This is a genomic window from Myxococcus sp. CA005 (assembly GCF_006518205.1).
Lineage (GTDB): Bacteria > Myxococcota > Myxococcia > Myxococcales > Myxococcaceae > Myxococcus > Myxococcus xanthus.
Genome location: NZ_SRLV01000026.1, coordinates 25,114 through 46,632 on the forward strand (window position 1 = coordinate 25,114; position 21,519 = coordinate 46,632).

Sequence of the window (21,519 nt, forward strand, 5' to 3'; positions counted from 1 at the left end):
GATGGGGGGGCTCGGCACGCGCGCTAGCGAGCCCAGAAGATGCGCCGCACGAAGTAGGCCGGAGGGTTCTTCATGGAGACGGCTTCCGAGCCGTCGATGTTGGACACCATGATGGTGTTGACCCCCGTCACCGGGTCCCGCTCGGTGTAGGCGACCTTCGTGCCATCGGGAGAGAGCGTGAAGAGGGACTGGAGCAACTCGCCCCTGCTGCCGCGCATGACGGGCCGAACGATTTCGCGGCCCGTGCCGTCAGGCCGGATGCGCTCCAGCCACGTGTCCGTCCACACGTCCTCGTTCCAGTAGTGGTACAGCAGGTCGCCGTTGGGCAGCTCCATCGGGAACCGCACAATGGAGGCCATCTCCTGTCCCTGGACGGAGAAGTTGATGATGGAGCGCGCGCTCCCATCCTCCAGCGAGAAGGCCCAGAGCTGGGCGCCCTTCGTCGCGTACTGCACCGTGTAGAGCGTCTTGCTGTCGCGCGAGAAGGAGGAGAAGACCAGCGGCGAGATGGGAACGGGTGGCGGCATGTCGTTGATGCCACTGATGAGGACGCGCCGCTCGTCCGTCCCGTCAGCGCGGATGATGAAGGTGAACTCGAGGCCATCACGTCCCGGGTACGGGTCGCGAGAGCACGACCTCATGAACGAAATCCACTGCCCATCCGGCGAGTACTCCGGCATGCGCTCTCCGCACAGCGACGAGCTCGCCTGGGTGAGGCGCCGCACCCGGCTTCCGTCCGCGTCCGCGATGTAGAGGAGCCCCTGGAAGTAGATGCCCCCGAACTTGTCTCGCCCGTCCACCCAGACCACCGACTTGCGGTCCGGCGAACGAATCACCTCCGAGTGGACGTCTCGCGGAGAGAAGAACGGCGTGGGCGCCTGGGTGATTTGACGGAACTGGGAGCCATCCGGGCGCACGGCGAACGCCTGCGGGAAGGACTCCTCCTCCGTCTGGGCCTCCGCCGAGGGAGAAGCAGTGAAGAGCAGCAGCTCGGAGTCATCCGTCGCGCGCATCGTCCCCACGGTGGCGCTCAGCTCCGTGGCGTCGCCGATTCGAACCAGCTCGCCCCCGGCGCCGACCTCGAACAGCTCGAGGTGGAACGAGTAGTCGCCCTTGATGGCGAACCGCGTGCGGAAGGAGTACGTGTGGCCCTCCGCGCCCTGAAGCCCGGTCGAGACCACCTCGAAGCCCGCATCCTGCCCCACGTAGGCCGCGCCACTCGCGTCGGTCTCCGAGCCGCCTGTCCACGTCTCCGGCCGGTCGGCCACCTCACCCGCGGCGCCCGAGAAGTAGCGCACCGGCTGGCCCACCACGGGGCTATCGGTGGGGGGCAGGTGGAGATCGGCCGGCGGGTTGTGACGAATCACCGACACGCGCCACCGCAGCCTCGTGGAGGGCGGCAGGGCCTTGGTGATCCGCGCCGTGAAGGAGACCACCCCATCCTCCATCGTCTGGAACGTCGGGACGACGCTGGTGATGCTCAGCTTCGACACGCTCACCTGGCCGGTACCGCGAAGTCCGTTGAAGGTCGCGGTGATGGTGGCGGAGCCCTGCCCCACCGGCGTCACCTGCCCACGCGTGGATGCGGTCATCGAGACCACGGCCACGTCCGTCATGTCGCTCGTCCAGGCGGCGCTCGCGGTGACATCCTGGGTACGGCCGTTGGACAGCGTGGCCTCGGCGTGGAGCTGGCTCGGGTGGCCTTCAATCAGCATGCTCGCCGCCGGCGTGACGGCGAGCGCGGCGGCCTCGGAGACCGTCACCTCGGTGCCGCCGCTCACGCTCGCGAAGGTCGCGGTGACTCGGCCCCCCCCCAGCGCGGCGCCGCTCGCGACGCGCTTGTTCAGCGACACGATGCTCGCATCACTGGAGCTCCAGGTGGCCTCATTGGAGACGTCCACCGTCGTGCCATCCGAGCGCGTCGCCATGGCGGTCAGCATCATCGTGCTGCCCCGAGCCATCGAGGCGTCACCCGGAGTCACCGCCACCGACGTCACGACGGCCGCGGTGACGGTCGCCTTGACGGTGGCCTCCAGCGTGCCGAACCGGGCCTTGAGGGTGGCCTCGCCGGGTGAACCGGCGCGAACCAGGCCGCTCTCGGAGACCGCGGCAATCGCCTCGTTCGAGGAGGACCAGGTGATATCGCTGGTGAGCCCGTGTGAAGTGCCATCCGAGAACGCAGCCGTGGCGGCGAGCTGCTGCGTGAGGCCCGCGGCGAGCGACAAGTCCTTCGGCTCGATGGAGAGAGCGACAGCCGTGGCATCCGTCACGTCGAGCCGCGCCTGCGCGGAGACGTCGGAGTAGGTCGCGCTCAGCGTCGTCTGCCCCTTGGCCAGCGCGCGCACCTGGGGCGCGGCGCCCGCCTCGGATGACACCGTACCGATGGCGGCATCCGTCGAGGACCACGAGGCCTCACGCGTGACGTCCCGCGTGCTGCCATCGGAGAAGGTGGCGGTCGCGGTGACGTCCGCGCCGATGCCCACGGCGAGCGAGAAGCTCTCAGGCGAAATCCGCAGGGACTTCACGGTGGGGGAGGACTTCTCGCTACTGCAGCCGGCAAGGACTGCCGCCGCGACCAGCCCCAGCAACGCGGGATGAAGCAGACGACAACGGGAACGCACTGACATGGATGGACCTCTCTGCAGCAAACCGCCGCGCGTGCGACGAACAGCAACCATGGAGTTGGAAACGAAACGGTACGGATTCGGGTGGCGCGCACCATCGGGGGCGCCCCTGGAAGTCCCTCAGGAATCCCCTAGGGACGCTGATGCCGCGCGCTTCACGACTCAGGGCAGCGGGCTGGCGCTCACGCCCCGGAAGCTGGTGTTGGCCAGCGCCGTGGCCACGACACGCACGGACGGCGTGGACGAGCTTCCATCATCCAGGAAGGACACCAGGAGATTGCCCGCGCCACCACCACTCGACTGGTACGTGGTGACGTAGACGCGAACTCCTCGGGGAGTCCGCACCGCCGAGACGCCATGGGTGGCGATACGCACGGTGGTGGTCCCCGCGACGGCGAAGGTGGGCACGAAGCTGGACACCTTGCTCCAGCTCACCCCGTCGAAGGTCCACTTCTCCAGGCGCAACGTGTCCGGAGTCCCGCCCTGGCTCGCATTCTGGTTGAGGTTGATGGACACGTAAGCGGTGTCCACACCGGCCACCTCGGGACGCTCATCGAGCAGCGCGAAGCCGGACGAGTTGAACGTCGTCGAAAACGAGGGGAGCTGGTTCGGCGCGACCGCCGCGGTGGGCTGCTCGGTGGGGAACGTCAGGACGCCCTGGTTGTAGCCCTGGGGATTCGGGCTCGGAGGGATTCCGAGCGAGAAGTAGACGCGGCCGTCGAACAGGCTCACGAAGCGGGTGTCCGTCACGCCCGTGGAGATGGCTGTCGACACCGTGGTGTTCTCGGCAGGCAGCGCATGGCGGATGCCGCCGCCTCGCCCCGACAGCCAGTAGCCGGTGCCGTCCACCGTCGACGCCGCGCGCACCTGGTCTCGGTCATAGGCATCGCTCAGACGCACAGGGAGGGTGAAGGTCCCCGCGAGGTCCAGTTGCCCGATGACCCGAGGTGTCTCCGATGCGGCCGTGCCCGAGACGTTCGCCAGGCCCACGTCCGCATCGAAGCCCGTGAAGGTGAGCAGGCGACCATTGCCCGAGCGCGAGAGGTAACCCTGGTGGACATCACTGCCGGCCACCGTGAGGCGGGCCGCCCCCGCCGCGCTCGAGGCGGGAATGGCGAAGGTGCGCACGGGAGCACCACCCATGGGGCGGTACTCATCGATGAAGATCTCCGTGGCATTCGTGTTGAGGGCCGCGGCGCCCGCGCCCACCCGGACCACCATCGCGTTCGCCTCACAGGCCACCATGACGGTGACGTGGGCCTCGCCCATGGTGCCCGTTCCGCCCGAGACGACCTCGCAGGTCTGTCCCGTCGGGTGACGGCTCACCTCGACCGCGTACGCCTCGCCAGGACGCAGCGGCAGCGGGAACGAAGACTCCCCGTCGGTGGCGACCGTGAGGGTGTCCGCGCCGGACTTCAGCCCCAGCGTGCCGGTCAGCCCCGAAACACTGACGCGCAGCCGGTAGACGTTCTCACACGTGACGACGATGTTCGTGACGGGCGCACCGCTCACGGTCCCCCCGCCGGAGCTCACGGCGCAGCGTTGGTTCTCCGGCTGAGTCTTCACCGTCACCGAGTAGCTGCCCTGCTCCGCGACCTGCTGGGCGAAGGTGAAGGCACCATTGGCCGAAACCAGGAGCACCTCGTCGCCGTTGTTCTGGAGCTCGAGCATGGCGCCCTCGGCCAGGCCGCTCACGCTGCCACCCACGGGATACGACGCCGTGCCGCAGAGCACCTCGATGTGGGTGACGTCACCCTCGCCCATCGTGCCCGTACCGTTCGACACGGTGCACACCAGCGGCGCGGTCGCCTGGGCCGTGACGGAATAGGTCGCGCCGAAGGCCACCGGCGTCGGGAAGGCGAAGGCGCCATCGGCGGAGACCGTGAGGTCATCCCCTCCGTTGTTCCTCAGCACCGCCGACTGCCCATCCCCCAGCCCCGCCACGGTGCCGCGCACGAGATAGGACCTCGGCGAGCAGACGACCGACACGCTCGTGACGGCCGCGCCCCCCAGCGTGCCCGTGCCCTGCCGCACCTCACAGGACTGTCCCTCCGGCTGGGTCATCACCGAAACGGAGTAGGCGCTCAGGTCCGCCACCGGCTGGAGGAAGGCGAAGGGCCCATTCGCGGAAACGGTGAGGCGCTCCTGCTCGTTGTTCCACAGCTCCAACGCGGTTCCCTCGACGAGCCCCGCCACCTCACCTCCGACGGTGAAGGACCGCGTGGTGCAGGAGACCACCACGTCCGCGATGCCCCCTACCCCGATTCGGCCCGTGCCATTCGGCACGCTGCAGATCAGCGGGTAGCGAGCCTCGGCGGTGACGGCATACGTGCTCCAGTAGGACACCGGCGTCGGGAAAGTGAAGGAGCCATTTGACGCAACGGTGAGCGCATCCCCTCCGTTGTTCTTCAGCACCACCGACTGTCCCCCAGAGAGTCCCGCCACGCTTCCGCCCAGCGAATACTCCAACGCCCAGCAGGTCACGACCACGCTGGTCACATTCGCCCCGCTCACGGTGCCCGTCCCGTTGCGCACGTCGCAGGCCTGGCCCATGGGCGGCGAGCTCACCGTCACCGAGTAGCCACTCAGGTCATCCACCGGCCCGACGAAGGCGAAGGCGCCGTCCGCGTTGACGCGAATCGACTCCGTGCCGGTCGTGAGCTCCACCGAGCTTGCGGGAAGGATGCCCGTCACGGTGCCCCCCAGCGAGAACCGTGTCGTCTTGCAGCTGACGCTCACGTTCGTCACCGGTTGGTTGCCCATGGTTCCGGTCCCCCGGCTCACGGTGCAGGCCACCGGATACACCGCCTCGACGGTGACGTCGTAGCTCGCGCCGAAGGCCACTGGCGTCGCGAAGGCGAACTGCCCGCTGGCGGTGATGGTGATGGCATCGCCCCCGTTGTTCTTCAGCACCACCGACTGCCCCTGCGTCAGGCCAAACAGCGAGCCGCGCACGCCGAAGGTGCGCGCCGCGCACGTGATGGCCACATCGGTGACGGCCGAGCCCTGCACCGTGCCGGCGCCGCGCTCCACGGTGCAGTCATGGCCCTCCGGAGACGACTGCACCGTCACCGAGTAGCCGGCGAGGTCGACAACCTCCGTGGGAAACTGGAACGGCCCATTCGCGGAGACGGTGAGCACGGGCCCGTCGTTGTTCCGCAGCTCGAGCGAGGCACCCTCGAGAAGGCCGGAGACGACACCGCCCACCGGATAGGTGTTCGCGCCGCAGGTGACGGCGACGCTGGTGACGTCCGCGTTGCCCATCGTGCCGCTGCCGCTCTCCACGGTGCAGGAGGCGCCCTCGGGCGGCGACTGGACGGTGACGGCGTAGGCCGCACCGCGCGCGACCTTCTGGCTGAAGGAAAAGGAATCATTGGTGGTGACGCGCAGGGACTCTTCGCCGTTGCGCAGCACCACCTGGGTGCCGTCACGCAGGCCCGACAGCATTCCGCCCACGGAGTAGGACGGGACTTCCCCGCCTCCGGCATCGGGCTCACCGGGGGGCTTCGGGTCCGAGCCGCAGGCGGTGAGCACGACGCTCAGCAGGCCCACCAGCGCGGCGCTGGAGAAGGAGGGGCGTGACATCAGTCTCATGGGCGGGGGGTCTCCATGACGGTTTGGGACGCACGACGACCCTACGGCCCCGTCGGCGAGCCCCACCATCGGGGAGCCCCCTAACCTCCCCTCAGGAATCCCCTACGTCACGACGACTCTCCGGGGACGAGCCCATACCGGACCGCCAGGCGCACGAGCGAGGGCACGTCATAGATGGCCAGCCGCTCCATCAATTGCGTCCGGTGCGCCTCCACCGTCTTCACGCTCACCTGCAACCGCTCGGCGATGGCGCGCGTGCCGTTTCCCTCGGAGATGAGCTGGAGGATTTCCCGCTGCCGCGAGGTAAGCCGGTCCAGCGGATTCGCCGCGGGCCTCTCGTCGTCAGTGATGCGCAGGAAGCCCTCCACCACGGTCTGCGAGATGGCGGGACTCAGGTAGGTGCGGCCCTGCCACACGGACTCCAGCGCCACCTTGAGCTCCTCCACCGCCGAGTCCTTGACGAGATAGCCCGCCACACCCGCGCGCAAGGCCTGGGCCACGTACTCGGCCGACGTGTGCATGGAGAGGATCAGGATTCGCGTGGAGGGGCTCAGCTTTGGCACGCGCCGGGCGACCTCGATGCCATTGAGCCCCGGCAGCGAGAGGTCCAGGAGCAACACATCCGGCTGCAGCTTGTCCGTGAGTGTCAGGGCCTCATGCCCATCGCCGCACTCGGCGAGCACCGTCACCCCACCCAGCGACTCCAGCAGTGCACGCAGGCCCGCCCGCACCAACTGGTGGTCATCCGTCAGCAACACGCGCATGTGGTCCTCCGGAAAAGTCTTCCCGCTCGTCCGCCCTCACTTCGGCCACCACCCGCGTCCCCTCCCCCGGACGCGAGGTCACCTCGAAGTGCCCCCCCAAGTCGCGCACCCGCTCCTGCATCCCGAACACGCCGAAGCTGCCCGGCCCCCGGCCCATGAGGACCTGGTTGACGTCAAACCCCTTGCCGTCATCTCGCACCTCGAGCCGGATGACGCACCCCACGGTCTCTAGCCGCACGTCGATGCGGCGCGCGGAGGCATGACGGAGGGCGTTGGTGACCGCCTCCTGGATGATGCGGAAGACGGCGATGTCCCGCCCCTTGCTCAGCGAGGGAGGCGCCGACGACGCGGTGAACACGAGTTCGACGCCACTGCGCCGGGCCACCTCGCGCAGATACCACTCGAGCGCGGCGACCAGCCCCAGCTCATCGAGCTGCGGCGGGCGCAGGTCCACGGAGAGCGCCCGCACCTGCCCGATGAGCCGGTCGATGAGCGCGACGACCTCGGGCAGGCGCGTCACCGAGGGACTCGCGAAGGTGTTCATCAACCCGAGGTTGAGCTTGACCGCCGTGAGCGCCTGGCCGAACTCGTCGTGCAGCTCGCGGGCGAGGTGCTTGCGCTCCTCTTCCTTCGCGGCCTCCAGCCGCATGGTGAGACGCCGCAGGCGCTCACGCCCGGCCTCCGCCTCCTCGAGCGCCTGCTCGCGCTCCGCCTGCAACGTGCGCAGCGCGAGGTTGCGTCCGACGAGCAGCCGAGTCCGCCACACCAGCCCCACCACCACCGAGAGCAGGACCACCGCCAGCGCGCCGAAGCGCACATCGGTCCGCTGCCAGAGGGGCGGCGCCACGCGGAGGGTGAACGGACGCATCTCGACCCAGTCCCGGCCCGGGCTGCGCGCGCGCAGCCGCAGCGAGTGCTCCCCCGGCGGGAGCGAGTGGAACGAGAGCTGATTGCGCGTCCCCAGCGCGAGCCAGGGCTCCTCCGCCGTGAAGCGATAGGCGTACTCCACGCCGTTGCGCGCATAGTCGAGCAGCGAGAACTCGAGCGAGAAAGGCTGGCGCCAGGGGACCTCCAGGCCAGGGAGGTCCCACACCGGCTGGCTCGGGAGAGCGTCCGACTCCAACCCCTCGATGGAGGTGAGAATGAGCGGCGGCGATGGCTCGCGGGGCGGGCGCACCGAGGGGTCCAGGTCCACGAGTCCCTTGGAGCTCCCCCAGTAGAGCCTGCCGCCCAGGAGCGTCACCGCCTCCGGGTTGAACGCGTCACTGGGCAGACCATCCGAGGCGGCGTAGTTCTCGAATGCCCCCGTGGCCACGTCCAGCCGTGACAGGCCCGCGCGAGTCCCCACCCAGATGCCCCCGTCGGGGGCGCGCGCCATGGCCATCACGTTGTTGTCGATGAGCCCGTCGGTGCTCGTCCAGAGGTCCACGGACACCGGCAGCCCGGAGTCGTCGAGAGACACCCGCTGGAGGCCTCCGCCCACGGTCCCCACCCAGATGGCGCCCGAAGGGTCCTCCATGAGCGTGCTCACGTAGTAGTGGCTCAGGTGCAGCTTCGAGTCAGCGCCCAGACGCATGCACTCCACCGTGTCCTCGCTGGCCGAGCAGACGTTGAGTCCGCCCGAGCGTGTTCCCACCCAGAAGCGCCCGCGCCGGTCCTCCAACAGCACCGTCACGAAGTCATCGGAGAGGGAGCGAGGATTCGAGGGCTCGTGACGGAAGGCCACGAAGTCATCGGTCTCCGGCCGGTAGCGCTGCAGCCCCTGTCCCCCGCTGCCCAGCCAGACGTGGCCACGAGCGTCCTGCAGCAGCGTGTTGACGAAGCCAGGATGGTCGCTCGCCCCGCGTTCCGTACGACGGTAGAACTTGAGCAACTGACCTGTCACCGGGTCCAGGCGATAGGCGCCCATCGAGATGCCAACCCACAACTCCCTGTCGCGGGTGCGCAGGAGGCTGAGGACGCCTCGAGTGTCGACGCCATCCAACACGGGCCCAGGCAGTGGGACGGCCTGCCCCGAGCGCACATCCACCCGGTCCACGCCTCCGCCGAAGCTGCCCACGAGCAGGTGGCTGTCGCCATCCGGAATCACCGCCCACACGTCCTCGTTCGTCAGCCCGGAGGCCGAGTTCCCGGCCTTTCCTCGCAGTGTCCTGAAGGTCTCCTGCCGGAAGGGCGCGTAGAACAACCCCATCCCGAACGTGCCGATGAACAGGTTGCCAGCGGCGTCGAAAGTGAGTGCGCCTTCGTCGATGCGGTGCTCGTAGCCAGGCCCCGCGGACGGGAGACGCTCCTCACGCACTTCGCCCGTCGCCGTGTCCACGCGGAGGAGTCCACCTCCGAAGGAACCGATCCACAGCGTCCCGTGTCCATCGGGCTCGAGCTCCGTGACGAGCTGCACCTTCTGGGCAACCTCCGGTGGAGACAGCCGGGCGCGGCGCAGGTAGGCCTCGTCGCGCTCTACCCGATAGAGCCCGTCACGGGTGCCCACCCACATCCCGCCGTCCGGGTCCGCCGCGAGGCTGAAGATGTCCCTGGAGCCAGGGCCTCGCTCTTCGGAAGAGATGGGCTCGAACGTCGTGGCGCCGGGCCCGCGTCGGAACAGTCCTCGCGAGAGCGTGCCCACCCAGAGCGCCCCCGTGCGGTCGTGCTTCAGGGCCATCACGAACTCCTGGCCCCCGCCAGGCTGGAGCGGAATCCGCTCCGCCACTCCCGTCTCCGGATCCAACAGCGCGAGTCCCCTGTGGGTGCCCACCCACAGGCGCCCATCGTCGGCGTCCGCCAGGGTGAACACGCCGTCATGGGGGATGCTGGCGGGGTTGCTGGAGTCGTGACGGAAGTGCCGGAAGGACCAGCGAGCCCGGTCCACGAGGCTCAACCCACCCGTCATCGTGCCGACCCACAGCCGCCCCTGGGCGTCCTCGTGGAGGGTGCGCACCGCGTTGCTCGCCAGGGAAGCAGGGTTGCCCAGCTCGTACTGGAACTTGCGGAAGCGCTGGCCGTCGTGAAGGTAGAGGCCCTCGCGAGTTCCTATCCAGAGCAGCCCCACCCGGTCGTAGAGGACCTCGGTGATGTACTCGGCCTGGAAGGGGCGCGCGCCGCCCACCTGCATCAACCCGAGTTCCTGGGCCCCCAGCGCGACGGCAGGGCACAACAGGAGGAACAAGAGGACTCCCAGCCATCCGGGAGCCGTGCGCAAGGAGAACCTCCGCGACGAGCTCACGCGCGCACCAGGGCCACCCTTCCGGTGAATTCGTCCAAGTCGAGACAGCCTTGCCTCACGGGAAACGAGCCGCGGAAGAAACGAACGTGAAACGACCCGAAGAGATTCCTATGTCAGCCAGAAGGAGCGCCAGCGACGGGGAGTCGGGCCCGAAGGTGGCGAGCTGAGTCGAGTGTCACGGTGACGTCACGTCGCCCGCGCAGCGTCACGCCCTGCCTGGCCAGGTGTCAGCGGCACGAGGCGCCGAGCAGGAGCTCCGGGAGCCTTGGCCGCGGGCTGCTCGAGTTCCTTGAGGATTCGGGCAGCGTCGGCGTTCTTCGGGTCGAGCTCCAGTGAGCGGCGGTAGCGCTCGATTGCGTCCGCGAGGCGGCCTGAGCTGCCCCCAACCTCAGTGCCCTGAGGAAGGGTCATCGTCCTCAGCGTTGCTTTGGCGCCGCATCCATCGCGGCGCCGTCGGCGCATCCGACGCAATGCATTTCACATACACCCCAATCGGCTCATCTCCTTGAGTCCGAGTTTCGGGCAGCCATCCGAGGAGCGGTTGCCAACTCTGTCGCTGCGCTCGCCGCAGCGGGGACTACTCCGCTTCAGCCAGTCCCGCGGGGCAGGAGAAGGCGGCGGGCATGGACCACAGTTGGAAGGAGTTCGTGTCGTCGACGGCGCGGAAGTAGATGCGGTTGCCCAGGAGGGTGAACGCATCGGGGACGGAGGAGCCCGCTCCGGGGCGGATCTCCGCGAGCTGGCCGGTGGTCGCCGGGCTCCCCTGGGTGAACCAGGGCTCGATGCCCGAGCCGCTCTTCGACGCGACGAAGAGGACGGGGCCCGTTCCCGTGGGAAACAGCGGGGAGGCGTATTCGTCGCCCGTGCTCAGGGCGCGGGAGAGCTGGACCGTCCCCGCCGCTCCATTCAATGCCCACAACGACACCTCCCGTGGCGCAGGGCCCGAGGTGCCAATGGCCACGGAGAAGTAGAGCTTCCCGCCGGAGGTCGCAGTCCGCTGCACGCTGGGGTACGCGTCCTCCTGGTCCGAATAGGGATTGGGGAGGGTCGTGACGGAGGTCTTGCCTCCGCCCCCCAGGGAGACACTTTCGATGCGCAGCCGCTTCGTGCTGGGGTTCATCGAATACAGATAGACAGACGTGTTCAGCGCACCGAGCAGGTTGACGAACTTGCCGAACGTCTCCAGGCGGACGGTGCCCCCCGACGTGCCATCCGTCTTCCACACCTCGGTGTTGGGGCCGTCTCTCAACAGGAACAGGCCCAGGTTCCCGGCGAAGCCTGTCTGTCCGATGGGAACCGCCTGCGCATCCAGCTTCTTGACCCAGGTCGTGCCGGCCTCCGTGCCATTGCTGCGCCACAAGACGGCGCTTCCGTCGAAGAAGTTGGTGGCGAAGTAGAGCTGCCCCTGCACATCGACCAGGGACTCCGGGTAGGGCCCGTTGACGGAGGAGCCAGACCCCGGAGGAACGACGACCTTGACGCGCGAGGCCACCCCGGCGGGACATGCCTGCGCGGCGACCTCGCGAGCTTCGACTGTTTCGCCTGGGAGCCCCCCACATCCCGCCAGTCCCAGCCACACCAGAGCACATCCACTCCTTGCTCGCATGTCCTCTCCTCCCCGGCTCGAAGCCTTGGGACGGAGGGACGCGCGTCGGAGTTCTCCAATAGGACCCGGAGGGCATGATTCAGCTTCGGGACAGCTGCGCCCCAGCGCCGCCATGGGCGCTGCCCTTGAGGTATCTTCGGGATTGTCGGTCCCGACGCAACTCCGGCGGGGTGATCGCGATAATCCCTACGATTTCGTCCATTTCAAATTCGAGAGGCCCACCATGGGTTTCGATATCCGCAAGACCTTCAACTCTGCCCGCGCCAACGTCCAGAAGGTAGCCAAGGACGTCCAGAAGACCGTCGAGGACAACAAGGGGCTCATCAAGGGCGCCACGGCGGTTGCCACCCAGAGCGCGAAGGCTTTCGGGTACGGCAAGGATGCCTTCCAGCAGATCAAGAACATCAAGAACGGCGCCGAGGGCCTGCTGACCGGTGCCAACCGGGCGTTCGTCAGCAACCCCACCTACGCCGCGGGCGAGTTCAAGGGCCTGACCAAGTTGGGCGCCGGCATGAAGGCCGCCGCGCGCTACGCGGGCATCCCTGGCGCGGTGATGTCGGGCGCCACGGCCGTCAAGGACATCCGCCAGGCCATCCGCACCGGTAGCAAGGACGACATCATCACCGCCACGCGCTCGTCGCTCGACGCGACCAAGGCGGGCCTGTCCGCCGCGACGGGCGGCATCGTCGGCGGCAAGGTGATGGGCGGCGTGCTCGGCGGCACCGTCTTCAAGGACAAGCTGGAGGCTGGCAAGAAGGCCGTCGACGCCTTCAAGAAGGCGCTCCCCAACGCCAGCGACGACGTGCTCAAGGCCGTCAAGGACACCGCCACCAAGGGCATCTTCGAGGGTGGCACCGCGAAGGGCGTGGGCCGGGCCGTCAAGTCCGCCGCGGCCGAGACGGCGAAGGCGACCAGCACCCTGGCCCAGGGCCTGACTGGCAGCGGCACGCGCCAGGCCGCCAAGGCCGCGCTGAAGACGGCGGGCAAGGAGGCCGGTGAGGCGGCCCTTAAGCAGGGCGCGAAGGCCGCCGCCGGCACCGCCGCCAAGGCGCTGGGCCGGTTCGCCCCGGGCGTCAACGTGGCCATCGCCGCGGTCGACGTGGCCAACGCTGGCGCGACGCTGATGGACAAGAACGCGAGCACGGGCAAGAAGGTGACGTCCGTCATCACCGCGGTGGGCTCGGTCGCCGCGGCCACCAACATCCCGATTGTCAGCCAGGTGGGCGCCGCGGTCTCCACGGTGTCCAGCATCGTGGGCGCCTTCTTCTAGAGCAGAGCCCCACCCTTCGGGGTTTGTCAGAGCGGCTCGGCTGGACTATGCCCTGGTCCATGCCGAGCCGTCGCTTTTCCCCCCATTGGCGCGGGCGCTGGCAAGCCTATCTCCCGGGAGCATTCGTGAGCCGCAAGCAAGGGACGCAAGGACCAGGTCATGGAGTCGAGCGCCTCCTGAAGATGAGCCCGGTGGTGAGCCTCGGCTCCGCCAGGGCCCTCGAGCTTCCCACCGTACAGGCGCCCTCCCTGGAAGGAGTCTCGGTGCGGGTCCCCACCCCGGACGACCTGACCGAGGAGGACCTGCTGCGCGCCTTCCACGAGAAGCGCCGCGCCCTGGCGACCTCGCGCGAGCGTCAACCCGGCGAGTCGCTGGAGCTGGGCGACGAGGTGCGGCTCAACATCGTGGGCTACTGCGACGGGAAGCTCATCCCCTTCTCCGCGCGCTTCGGCATGACGACGGAGCTGGCCCCCATCGAGGCCCTGCCCGGCTTCAGCGAGGCCGTGGCCGAGGGTGCCAAGGTGGGCGAGTCCCTGCAGATTGCCCTGGAGCTGCCGGAGACGTACCCCGTGGAGGCGCTCCAGGGGAAGCCCGCGCGCTTCCTGGTGGACGTCCTCGCCGCCCACGAGGTGACGCTGCCATCGGAGAGCGCCCCCGAGTTCCTCGAGAAGCTCGGGCTGGGCAGCACGCTGGGCGAGATGATGACCCACCTGCGCGACGAGTTGGAGGACGCGGCGGCGGCACAGCTCTGGGTCCAGGCGCGGGACATGGTGCTGGATGAGCTGGTCCGACGTGCTCCGGTGGAGCTGCCTCGCGCGCTGGTGGACGAGGAGCTGCGCCGCCGCTGGGTCCAGGCCGAGGGCCAGGGCATGCTCGAGCACCAGTTCGACGTCGACGAGCAGCGGGAAGCGCTCCAGGGCTGGCTCACGGACCCCACCACGCGCGCGGACGTCGAGCGTCGGCTGCACATCGGCATCGTGCTGAAGGCCATCACCGAGGAGCAGAAGCTTCAGCTCACCCCGGAGAAGCTCGAGCAGTTGGTGCGCGACCAGTTGGAGCCCTTCGGGCTCACCGCCGCGGATGCGCACGCCGCCCTGCGCGAGTCGCCCGAGACGACGAAACAACTCGCCGAGATGGGTTGGTACCTGCTCGCGGTGGAGCACGTCATGAACAAGGCGAAGGTCACCTTCGAGGGCTCCGAGCAGGAGGGCTGAGGGCGCCCTCGCAAGGAACGCGAGCTCAGCCCTCGCTGAACCACAGGCCCGCGCCACCCGCGAGGCCCATGCCCAGGAACAGCGCGGCGAGCCCCCACGTCTGAGCGCGCGACCACCGGAGCGACTCACCATACCGGTAGCCGCACACCAGGATGAGCAGGGCGAACCCCAGACAAATCGACGCGGGCCCCAGCGCGACCAGCACCTTGCGCGGCGTCCCGCTCACGTCGAGGACAGCCAGCAGCAACAACGGCCAGAAGCCGATGACGAGCAGGCCGAGCACGAGCCCCAGCCCCCAGCGCCCTTCGGGAGAGGACAGCTCCATGAAGTCCAGGAAGCGCGTCCACCAGGAGCGGGGCGGCTCTCGATGACGTTGGGGGGCTGAGGGCTGCACGTGGGGCGGCTCCAGGGACGGGGTGCGGTGCACCTGGCAGCCTCTTCTAGTGCAGCCCGGGGCGGTTCGCGGCTACTTTCCTTCCGTCAAGTCGGACACCCTCCCTGTCTCGGCCAGGGTGTCCACTGAAGCGGAGAGGAGCCCGGCTCCTTACGCCTTCTTCACGAACTCCGACTTGAGCCCCATCGCACCGATGCCGTCGATCTTGCAGTCGATGTCGTGGTCGCCGTCGACGAGGCGGATGCTCCGGACCTTGGTGCCGACCTTGACCACCGTCGACGAGCCTTTGACCTTCAAATCCTTGATGACAGTGACGCTATCGCCGTCCTGAAGCAGGTTGCCGTAGGCGTCGCGCACCTCGCGCTTCTCTTCCCCCGGCGCTGCGGCGGCGACTGTCGACCACTCATGCGCGCACTCCGGGCAGACGTAGAGGCTGCCGTCTTCGTACGTGTAGGCGGAGTTGCACTTCGGGCACGAGGGCAGGGCGCTCATATCGGCTCCAGAGGAAGGAGGAGCGGAGGCATATACACGAGCGGCGAGCAGAAGGGCTCCCGTTCCACCAACAGCGCTCCTGATGGAACGGAAGACCTGCGTGCACCGCACCGGGCTGTTGAGCCACCAAGCTCAGCAGCCAGCAGGGCCCCTCGCGGCTCGCCTGGAGGTAGCGCAGCAAGTCGCGCGCGGCGTTGAAGCCGAGTTGCTCCTCCAGGCACTCGAAACGGAGCCTCGCCAGGTCTTCTCGCCCGCCGGAACTCCCGCACGGAAAGAAGACGCGCCGGCGTGCTTCCGTGGGCATCGAGAAAACCATGCGCCGTCTCCTTTGCTTCCTGCTCCTGCGTGCGCTCGCCCTGGTGCAGGGAGCGTGTGACCGCGATGACCGCCCCGGCACGCCGGTGCCGGAGACCCTGCGGGCCGAAGCGTCTAGGGGAGGAGCCCCGCACAGCGGCCGCCCGCGATGACCTCCAGTCCTTGCCAGAGGGAGGTCAGGGATTGCTCACCCACGCGGCGCGCCACCTCCTGGCCCGCGGCGTCCAGGAAGAGGAACGTGGGAACGCCGCGAACGCCATATTGGACCGCGGCCCGCCGGCCCGCCGCGGTCCCCACATCGAGGCGGAGGACCTCAACGCCCTTTCCCGAGCAGTGTTGCTCGGCCAGGGCCACCGTGGGCTCCATCCGCTGGCAGACGGGGCAGCTCTGGCTCACGAACTCCACCATCGTCGGGCGTTCAACCCGGGCCAGCGCGGACGGACCGATGAAGGATGGGACACCCCCCTCCTCCGGGAGCGCGCACGTGCCATCGCCGCCTTCCTCGGAAGTGCACGCAGTCTCCGAGGCGGCCGGCGAGGACGAGGCGCGACGCTCCATCACGGGGGCGGAAGCCTCTCCCCCTTCCGCCGAGGGCACGAGCAACTCCAACGAGTCGGTGAAGAGCAGCACCCCCAACCCGGCGAGCAGCACCCCCGTGGCGACCTCGAACTTGCGCAGGTGCCGCTTCGCGCGCTCCATCCACCGCAGCGCAAGCGGAGCGGCGGCGGCCACAAGTAGCAGCGGAACGGAGAGACCCGCGGCATAGGTGCCGAGGTAGAGCGCCCCCATGAGGGGCTCCGACGTGGAGGAGGCGGTATAGGTGAGCACTCCACCGAGCACCGGCCCGATGCACGGCGTCCACCCCAGGGCGAAGGCGGCTCCGAAGAGGAAGGCGCCCAGCAGGCTGCCCCCCCGCCGCACCCGCCCGAGCAGGGGCCGCACCTCACCGTCCATCCAGGGAATCTGGATGAACCCAAGCTGCTTGAGCCCCAACAGGAAGAGCGCGAGCCCTCCGAACTGGAGGAGCCCGCTCCGATGCTCCGCGAGCAGCCCGCCCATGGCGGTGGCCGCCATGCCGAGCGCGACGAACACGGAGCCGAGCCCCAGCGAGAACGCCAGCGCCACACCCCATGGCCGCCGCACGCCGCTGCCCGCCTCCCGCAGCTGCGACAGGGACACACCCGCGAGGAAGGACAGGTAGAGCGGGACGAGTGGAAGGACACAGGGCGACAGGAATGTCAGCAGGCCCGCGAGGAAGATGCCGGGGAGGCCAAGACTCATGTCCTCGAGGACACGGCCTCGAACCTCGAAAGTTCCCGGCTTCGCGCCTTCAAGGAGCCAGGCGGGCCAGGGCGTCGACGAGTATCGGCGCCGCCATTTCGGAGTCGGCCCATGCGGCCAGGCCGCCCCTGCTCGAAGCAACGCCAATGCGCTCACCGACAGGGGCTAGGACGCTTCGCGAACGAGCCATTCACGAAACGCCACCAACTTCGCGAGAGTGGCGCACTCGGGTCGGTAGACGACGTAGTAGGCGAGTCTGGACGGGAACTCGACCTCCGGGAACAGGCGCACCAGCCGCCCGGCCGCAAGGTCGTCATGCGCCATGATGCTGCGGGCCAGCGCCACGCCCTGCCCGTCGATTGCTGCCTGAAGGACCGCAGCGGAGTTGTTGATACGAAGGCCTCGCTTCGTCTCGACGTCCTTTACCCCCGCCTTCTCAAGCCAGGCATCCCACGTGGCGAATCCCGCCCGGGAATCCACGGAGCGGTCGTGGATGAGTCGTACGCCGCCCAGGTCCGAAGGCCGACGCAGACGGCGGCCCTGCCGAAGAAGCACAGGGGAACAGACGGGATAGACCTCTTCGTCGAGAAGCTTCTCCGAGACCAACCCGGGCCAGTCCCCCGCTCCATAGCGCACGCCGATATCCACACCGCGCGCGGCAAAGTCGAGCAGGTCGATGGACGCATCGAGCCGAACGTCCAGCTCTGGCCATGCGGATTGGAAACGCTCCAGGCGCGGTAGTAGCCACTTGGCCGCGAAGGCGGGGCTAACCGTCACCGTCAGCACCCCGACCGGTGAGCCTTCTTTCAGCCTCGCGACTCCAACGCTCAGCCGCTCGAACCCCGCGCGGATATCTGGCAGCGCCCGCTGGGCCGCTTCGGTGAGGACCAGCCGCTTGCGCCCACTCGTGCCCCGATGGAAGAGCGGCGTGCCGAGCGCCTCCTCGAGGCTTCGCACGAGTTGTCCGACCGCCGCCGGAGTCACATGAAGCTCGGTGGCCGCGGCAGAGAAGCTCTCGTGCCTGGCACTCGCCTCGAAGGCGCGCAGGGCGTTGAGGTGTTCGGGCACATTCATGGGCGGTAAAGATTTCCTTTGCTGGATGCCAAGAACATCTCGATTGCCGCGACGAGGCCCCGGGAGCATGAATCCTTCGTCGTCCCAATGTGAGGAGCGTCTGACGCGCCGGCGTTGGCTCGGAGTGGAGCCCAGAGCCGACGTCGAGGCAACCCCACAATGGATAGTTGTTCTTTCACGTAACACAGACATCAAGACGGAGGAAACCAATGGTCTACCTGCAGATCACCCTGCAAATTTCTCCCGCCAACCGGCCCGCGGCCGCCGACGTGTACAAGCGCTACAAGGCGCCATTCCTCGAGAAGGTCGTCGGCGCAAAGTCGAAGGAGTTGCTCGTGCGTGACGAGGACGTGCAGGTGCTCCATGGGTTCGACACGGCGCAGCAGGCCAACGCCTACCTCAAAAGCGACTTGTTCACCGCCGACGTGGTGAGCGCGCTGAAGCCCCTCCTCGACGCCGCCCCGGAAGTCCGCATCTACCAAGCCGCCTGACGCCTTCCGTGTCGGGCCGCCGCCGACCGCGGCGGCCCGACATTCCCCCAGGACCAGCAAAGGAGCACATTTTCAATGAGCGCGCGATTCGCCAATCAGAAGCTCATCGTTGTGGGCGGTACCAGCGGAATGGGAAAGGCCGTAGCTCGTATCCTCCTTGAGGAGGGCGGTCGAGCCGTCGTCATCGGGCATCGAGACGACAAGCTCCAGGCCGCCGTCGCGGAATTGGCTGCGTCCGGCCCTGTGGAGGGCCTGCGCGCGGACATCGCATCCGGCACGGAGAGACAGGCCCTGGTGGCCCAGTTGCAGAAGGACCACGCCGACGCGACGCTGCTGGTCAACGCAGCGGGTGTCTTCCTGCCGAAGGCATTCTTGGAGCACGAGGAGCGCGATTACGACTTGTACCTCGACATCAACAAGGCGCTCTTCTTCATCACGCAGGCCGTCGCCCGCTCCATGGTCGCGCTGCGCAAGGGGGGAGCGATTGTCAACATTGGCTCGATGTGGGCCAAGCAGGCCATCCAGGCCACTCCATCCTCGGCCTATTCGATGGCCAAGGCAGGACTCCACTCGCTGACGCAGCACCTGGCGATGGAGCTGGCCGGACATGGCATCCGCGTCAATGCTGTTTCGCCCGCGGTCGTCGAGACCCCCATCTACGAAGGCTTCATCCCAAAGGAGCAGGTTCACGGTGCGCTCCAGGGGTTCAACGGGTTCCATCCACTCGGCCGCGTGGGCCGCGCAGAGGATGTTGCGCAGACCATCGTCCATCTGTTGTCGGACGAGACTTCTTGGGTCACCGGCGCAATCTGGGATGTCGACGGCGGCGTCATGGCTGGACGCAACAAGTACAGCTGACCCCTGGAGGGGCCCCCAGGCCCAGACTTCTCGAAACGTGTGGCCATCACGCCAGACCCAATTCGGTGGGTGGCGTCACCCCAGGGCGGTGTCGAGCGGATGATGCTCGGCCTCCTGGGAGGAGATCAGGCGCGTGCGACCAGCATCGTGCGGTACGCCAGGTGCTCGCGGTTTCCGCGGCATACGCCCCTGGGCGGCGAGGAGATTCTCGTCATGTCGGGGACGTTCTCAGAAGAGGGGCACGACTGTCCGGCCGCTCATTGAAACGATGCCACTCGAGAAGGCAGGCGAGGCATATTCCCGAATGAGGTCCGGCGAGGCGAGGTTTCGGATGGTGCTGACGATGAAGGGGGCCCGCTGATGGGTGGCTTGGCGAACCACGCGGCGTTCCTTCATGCCCTGCACAACGCACCGCGGATGCTCACCGAGGGCTCCGTGGTCGAGCGCCTGCGCCGCCACCCCGCGGGCCTGCTGGACCCGCACGTGGCCAATGCGAGCCTCCTCCTTGAGCCGGAGGGACGCGAGGCGCTCGCAGCCATCTACCGAGACTACCGCGACATCGGCCTGCGTCATGGCCTGCCCACCCTCCTCCTCACGCCCACCTGGCGCGCGAACGCGGAACGACTCGCGCGCGCGGGCCTCGCTGGCCGGGACGTCTTCACCGAGGCGGTGAGGCTGCTGGCGGGCCTACGCGATGAGCTCGGCGAGCGGGAGACGCGTGTCTTCGTCGGCGGGCTCGTCGGGTGCCGCGGGGATGCATACCAGCCCGCGGAAGCACTGCCCCGCCGGGAGGCGGCAGCCTTCCATGCGCCCCACGTGGAGGCGCTCTCGCGTGCTGGAGTGGACTTCCTCGTGGCGCAGGCGCTGCCGGCCCTCTCGGAGGCAGAGGGCCTCGCCCTGGCGATGGCGCGCACCGGGGCGCCGTTCCTGCTGAGCTTCGTCCTCCGCCCCACCGGGACGCTGCTCGACGGGACCCCGCTGGCCGAGGCCGTCGCGCGCATCGACGCCCTGCCCGACGCGCGCCCAACCGCGTACATGGTGAATTGCGTCCACCCCTCCGTCTTCCGCGAGGGCCTATCGCACCAACTGGCCGCCTCGCCCTCCCTCGGCGCGCGGGTGGTGGGCCTGCAGGCCAACACCTCTCGACTCTCGCCCGAGGAGCTCGACGGGCGCGCGGAGCTCGACTGCGCGCCCCCGGACGCTTTTGCGCGGGAGATGGCTCGTGTCCATGCGGAACTCGGCACACGCGTGCTCGGCGGGTGTTGTGGCACCGACGAACGGCACATCGCGGCGCTCGCTGGCATCCTGACAGAAGGCACGCCAGGCGCTCTGCCCCCATGACGACAAGCTCGCTGTGAACTGCCTGGCCACGGGCCGCCCCTGGTGCCAGCGCCATGTGCCGCCCTGAGCTCGCCCCTCTGCTCCCCGCTCAGCTCCAGCCAACGCACGCAAGGTGAATCCGAGAAGGACTCGTCGAGTCCTGAATCAGGAAGCGACCATGCACATCAGGGCGTCTTCTCGCGTGAGAGGACATTGACATCACGACATCATGATGTCGTGATGTCACGATGGGTGCCACGCGTGAATCCAACCCCCTCTATGCGAAAGTCGAATTGACGCTTGCGTCTGAAATCGCAGCTGGGGTCCTCCCTCCTCGCAGCCAACTTCCCACGGAAGACCGCTTGATTGAGCGGTTCGGCGTGAGCCGAACGACAGTCCGAAAAGCGATCGAGAACCTCGTGGCTCGTGGCTTGGTAGAGATCCGGCGCGGCGTAGGTACCTTCGTCGCGCAGCCCAAGATCATCCAAGAACTGACCGAGCTGACTGGCTTCGTCGAGGACATGCAGGCACTCGGCCGCACCCCGACCGCTCGGCTCCTGGATAGTCAGATCGTCCCAGCTGATGCTGACGTTGCCCGGCAACTCGCCGTGTCGCCCGGCAGCCTCGTCATGCGTATCCAACGCGTGCGGCTCGCCGACGGCTTGGCCATGTCCTTCGATGAAACCTACCTGCCGCGCGAGCTAGGGGAGAAGATCGTCACCCACGATCTAGAAACCGAGCCAATCTTCGCGCTGCTCGAAGAACGATACCACCTGCCACTGATTGAGGCCGAATACCGGCTGGAAGCCATCACAGCCACACCGACCGTTGCACAGGCCCTCGCCGTGGAGCCCGGCAACCCGGTCTTCCTGATCGAGCGCACGTCATATACCGAAGGGTCTCGCCCCATCGACTACGAAAGGCTCCACTATCGCGGCGACCTCATCAGGTTCATCACTCGCTTGTCCCGGCGTCCACGCGCGCGGTCATGAGCCGGAGACA

The 21,519-nt window shown here is 68.1% G+C and carries 16 protein-coding genes and 1 pseudogene; 8 read left to right on the forward strand and 9 right to left on the reverse strand.

Going from position 1 to position 21,519, the window contains the following annotated elements:
• Window positions 1-23: 23 nt before the first annotated feature.
• From FMQ63_RS13925 to FMQ63_RS13945, 5 genes are all read right to left on the reverse strand, one after another.
• Entirely contained in the window at window positions 24-2,525 is a 2,502-nt protein-coding gene (locus FMQ63_RS13925; protein ID WP_026114178.1) for an Ig-like domain-containing protein, read from the reverse strand.
• A 261-nt stretch (window positions 2,526-2,786) separates the two neighbouring features.
• A complete protein-coding gene (locus FMQ63_RS13930; protein ID WP_225909509.1) occupies window positions 2,787-6,218 on the reverse strand; it encodes a hypothetical protein in 3,432 nt (1,143 codons plus the stop codon).
• A 107-nt stretch (window positions 6,219-6,325) separates the two neighbouring features.
• Window positions 6,326-6,982, reverse strand: a complete 657-nt coding sequence (locus FMQ63_RS13935; RefSeq protein WP_011556093.1) for a response regulator transcription factor — start codon at window positions 6,980-6,982, stop codon at window positions 6,326-6,328.
• On the reverse strand, window positions 6,960-10,178 hold the full coding sequence (locus FMQ63_RS13940; protein WP_225909510.1) for a two-component regulator propeller domain-containing protein: 3,219 nt from the start codon (window positions 10,176-10,178) through the stop codon (window positions 6,960-6,962). The genes FMQ63_RS13935 and FMQ63_RS13940 overlap by 23 nt, the downstream gene beginning before the upstream one ends.
• Window positions 10,179-10,779: 601 nt before the next feature.
• Window positions 10,780-11,808, reverse strand: coding sequence for a lipoprotein (locus tag FMQ63_RS13945; RefSeq protein ID WP_011556095.1), 1,029 nt, complete (start codon window positions 11,806-11,808; stop codon window positions 10,780-10,782).
• Between the two features lie 223 nt (window positions 11,809-12,031).
• On the opposite strand from FMQ63_RS13945, the gene FMQ63_RS13950 reads away from it, so the two are divergent.
• Together FMQ63_RS13950 and FMQ63_RS13955 are read left to right on the forward strand one after the other, a co-directional pair.
• Window positions 12,032-13,078 (forward strand): hypothetical protein, encoded by a 1,047-nt coding sequence (locus FMQ63_RS13950; RefSeq protein ID WP_020478504.1) that lies wholly within the window; start codon window positions 12,032-12,034, stop codon window positions 13,076-13,078.
• Between the two features lie 263 nt (window positions 13,079-13,341).
• Window positions 13,342-14,292, forward strand: a complete 951-nt coding sequence (locus FMQ63_RS13955; protein WP_225909511.1) for a peptidylprolyl isomerase — start codon at window positions 13,342-13,344, stop codon at window positions 14,290-14,292.
• A 25-nt stretch (window positions 14,293-14,317) separates the two neighbouring features.
• Here the strand turns inward: FMQ63_RS13955 and FMQ63_RS13960 are convergent, their stop codons facing one another.
• Both FMQ63_RS13960 and FMQ63_RS13965 read right to left on the reverse strand, forming a co-directional pair.
• A complete protein-coding gene (locus FMQ63_RS13960) occupies window positions 14,318-14,686 on the reverse strand; it encodes a hypothetical protein (protein ID WP_225888145.1) in 369 nt (122 codons plus the stop codon).
• A gap of 150 nt (window positions 14,687-14,836) precedes the next feature.
• Window positions 14,837-15,178, reverse strand: a complete 342-nt coding sequence (locus tag FMQ63_RS13965) for a zinc ribbon domain-containing protein YjdM (protein WP_011556099.1) — start codon at window positions 15,176-15,178, stop codon at window positions 14,837-14,839.
• Between the two features lie 314 nt (window positions 15,179-15,492).
• Between FMQ63_RS13965 and FMQ63_RS37915 the strand changes: the two are divergent.
• Window positions 15,493-15,603 (forward strand): annotated as a pseudogene (locus FMQ63_RS37915) (TlpA family protein disulfide reductase); the annotation flags it as partial.
• 4 nt (window positions 15,604-15,607) lie between these two features.
• Here FMQ63_RS37915 and FMQ63_RS13970 read toward each other — a convergent pair.
• Together FMQ63_RS13970 and gcvA are read right to left on the reverse strand one after the other, a co-directional pair.
• On the reverse strand, window positions 15,608-16,774 hold the full coding sequence (locus tag FMQ63_RS13970; protein ID WP_011556100.1) for a cytochrome c biogenesis protein CcdA: 1,167 nt from the start codon (window positions 16,772-16,774) through the stop codon (window positions 15,608-15,610).
• Between the two features lie 165 nt (window positions 16,775-16,939).
• Window positions 16,940-17,848 carry a transcriptional regulator GcvA gene (gcvA, locus tag FMQ63_RS13975; protein ID WP_011556101.1) on the reverse strand — a complete coding sequence of 303 codons (909 nt, stop codon included), beginning with the start codon at window positions 17,846-17,848 and terminating at the stop codon, window positions 16,940-16,942.
• Window positions 17,849-18,057: 209 nt separating this feature from the next.
• On the opposite strand from gcvA, the gene FMQ63_RS13980 reads away from it, so the two are divergent.
• From FMQ63_RS13980 to FMQ63_RS14000, 5 genes are all read left to right on the forward strand, one after another.
• Entirely contained in the window at window positions 18,058-18,339 is a 282-nt protein-coding gene (locus FMQ63_RS13980) for a hypothetical protein (RefSeq protein ID WP_026114179.1), read from the forward strand.
• Between the two features lie 75 nt (window positions 18,340-18,414).
• Complete coding sequence (locus FMQ63_RS13985; protein ID WP_011556103.1) at window positions 18,415-19,197, forward strand: SDR family NAD(P)-dependent oxidoreductase; 783 nt, start codon at window positions 18,415-18,417, stop codon at window positions 19,195-19,197.
• 102 nt (window positions 19,198-19,299) lie between these two features.
• A complete protein-coding gene (locus FMQ63_RS13990) occupies window positions 19,300-19,461 on the forward strand; it encodes a cupin domain-containing protein (protein WP_231405845.1) in 162 nt (53 codons plus the stop codon).
• Between the two features lie 96 nt (window positions 19,462-19,557).
• Window positions 19,558-20,538 (forward strand): homocysteine S-methyltransferase family protein, encoded by a 981-nt coding sequence (locus FMQ63_RS13995; RefSeq protein WP_011556104.1) that lies wholly within the window; start codon window positions 19,558-19,560, stop codon window positions 20,536-20,538.
• A gap of 227 nt (window positions 20,539-20,765) precedes the next feature.
• Window positions 20,766-21,509 (forward strand): GntR family transcriptional regulator, encoded by a 744-nt coding sequence (locus FMQ63_RS14000; protein WP_011556105.1) that lies wholly within the window; start codon window positions 20,766-20,768, stop codon window positions 21,507-21,509.
• The last annotated feature ends 10 nt before the right edge of the window (window positions 21,510-21,519 follow it).

Coding starts and splice junctions, on each gene's coding strand:
- FMQ63_RS13930 (WP_225909509.1), bottom strand. CDS start 6,218: ATGAGACTGATGTCACGCCCCTCCTTCTCCAGCGCCGCGCTGGTGGGC.
- FMQ63_RS14000 (WP_011556105.1), top strand. CDS start 20,766: ATGGGTGCCACGCGTGAATCCAACCCCCTCTATGCGAAAGTCGAATTG.
- gcvA (WP_011556101.1), bottom strand. CDS start 17,848: ATGAATGTGCCCGAACACCTCAACGCCCTGCGCGCCTTCGAGGCGAGT.
- FMQ63_RS13980 (WP_026114179.1), top strand. CDS start 18,058: ATGGTCTACCTGCAGATCACCCTGCAAATTTCTCCCGCCAACCGGCCC.
- FMQ63_RS13985 (WP_011556103.1), top strand. CDS start 18,415: ATGAGCGCGCGATTCGCCAATCAGAAGCTCATCGTTGTGGGCGGTACC.
- FMQ63_RS13935 (WP_011556093.1), bottom strand. CDS start 6,982: ATGCGCGTGTTGCTGACGGATGACCACCAGTTGGTGCGGGCGGGCCTG.
- FMQ63_RS13970 (WP_011556100.1), bottom strand. CDS start 16,774: ATGAGTCTTGGCCTCCCCGGCATCTTCCTCGCGGGCCTGCTGACATTC.
- FMQ63_RS13995 (WP_011556104.1), top strand. CDS start 19,558: ATGGGTGGCTTGGCGAACCACGCGGCGTTCCTTCATGCCCTGCACAAC.
- FMQ63_RS13965 (WP_011556099.1), bottom strand. CDS start 15,178: ATGAGCGCCCTGCCCTCGTGCCCGAAGTGCAACTCCGCCTACACGTAC.
- FMQ63_RS13950 (WP_020478504.1), top strand. CDS start 12,032: ATGGGTTTCGATATCCGCAAGACCTTCAACTCTGCCCGCGCCAACGTC.
- FMQ63_RS13945 (WP_011556095.1), bottom strand. CDS start 11,808: ATGCGAGCAAGGAGTGGATGTGCTCTGGTGTGGCTGGGACTGGCGGGA.
- FMQ63_RS13990 (WP_231405845.1), top strand. CDS start 19,300: ATGCTCGGCCTCCTGGGAGGAGATCAGGCGCGTGCGACCAGCATCGTG.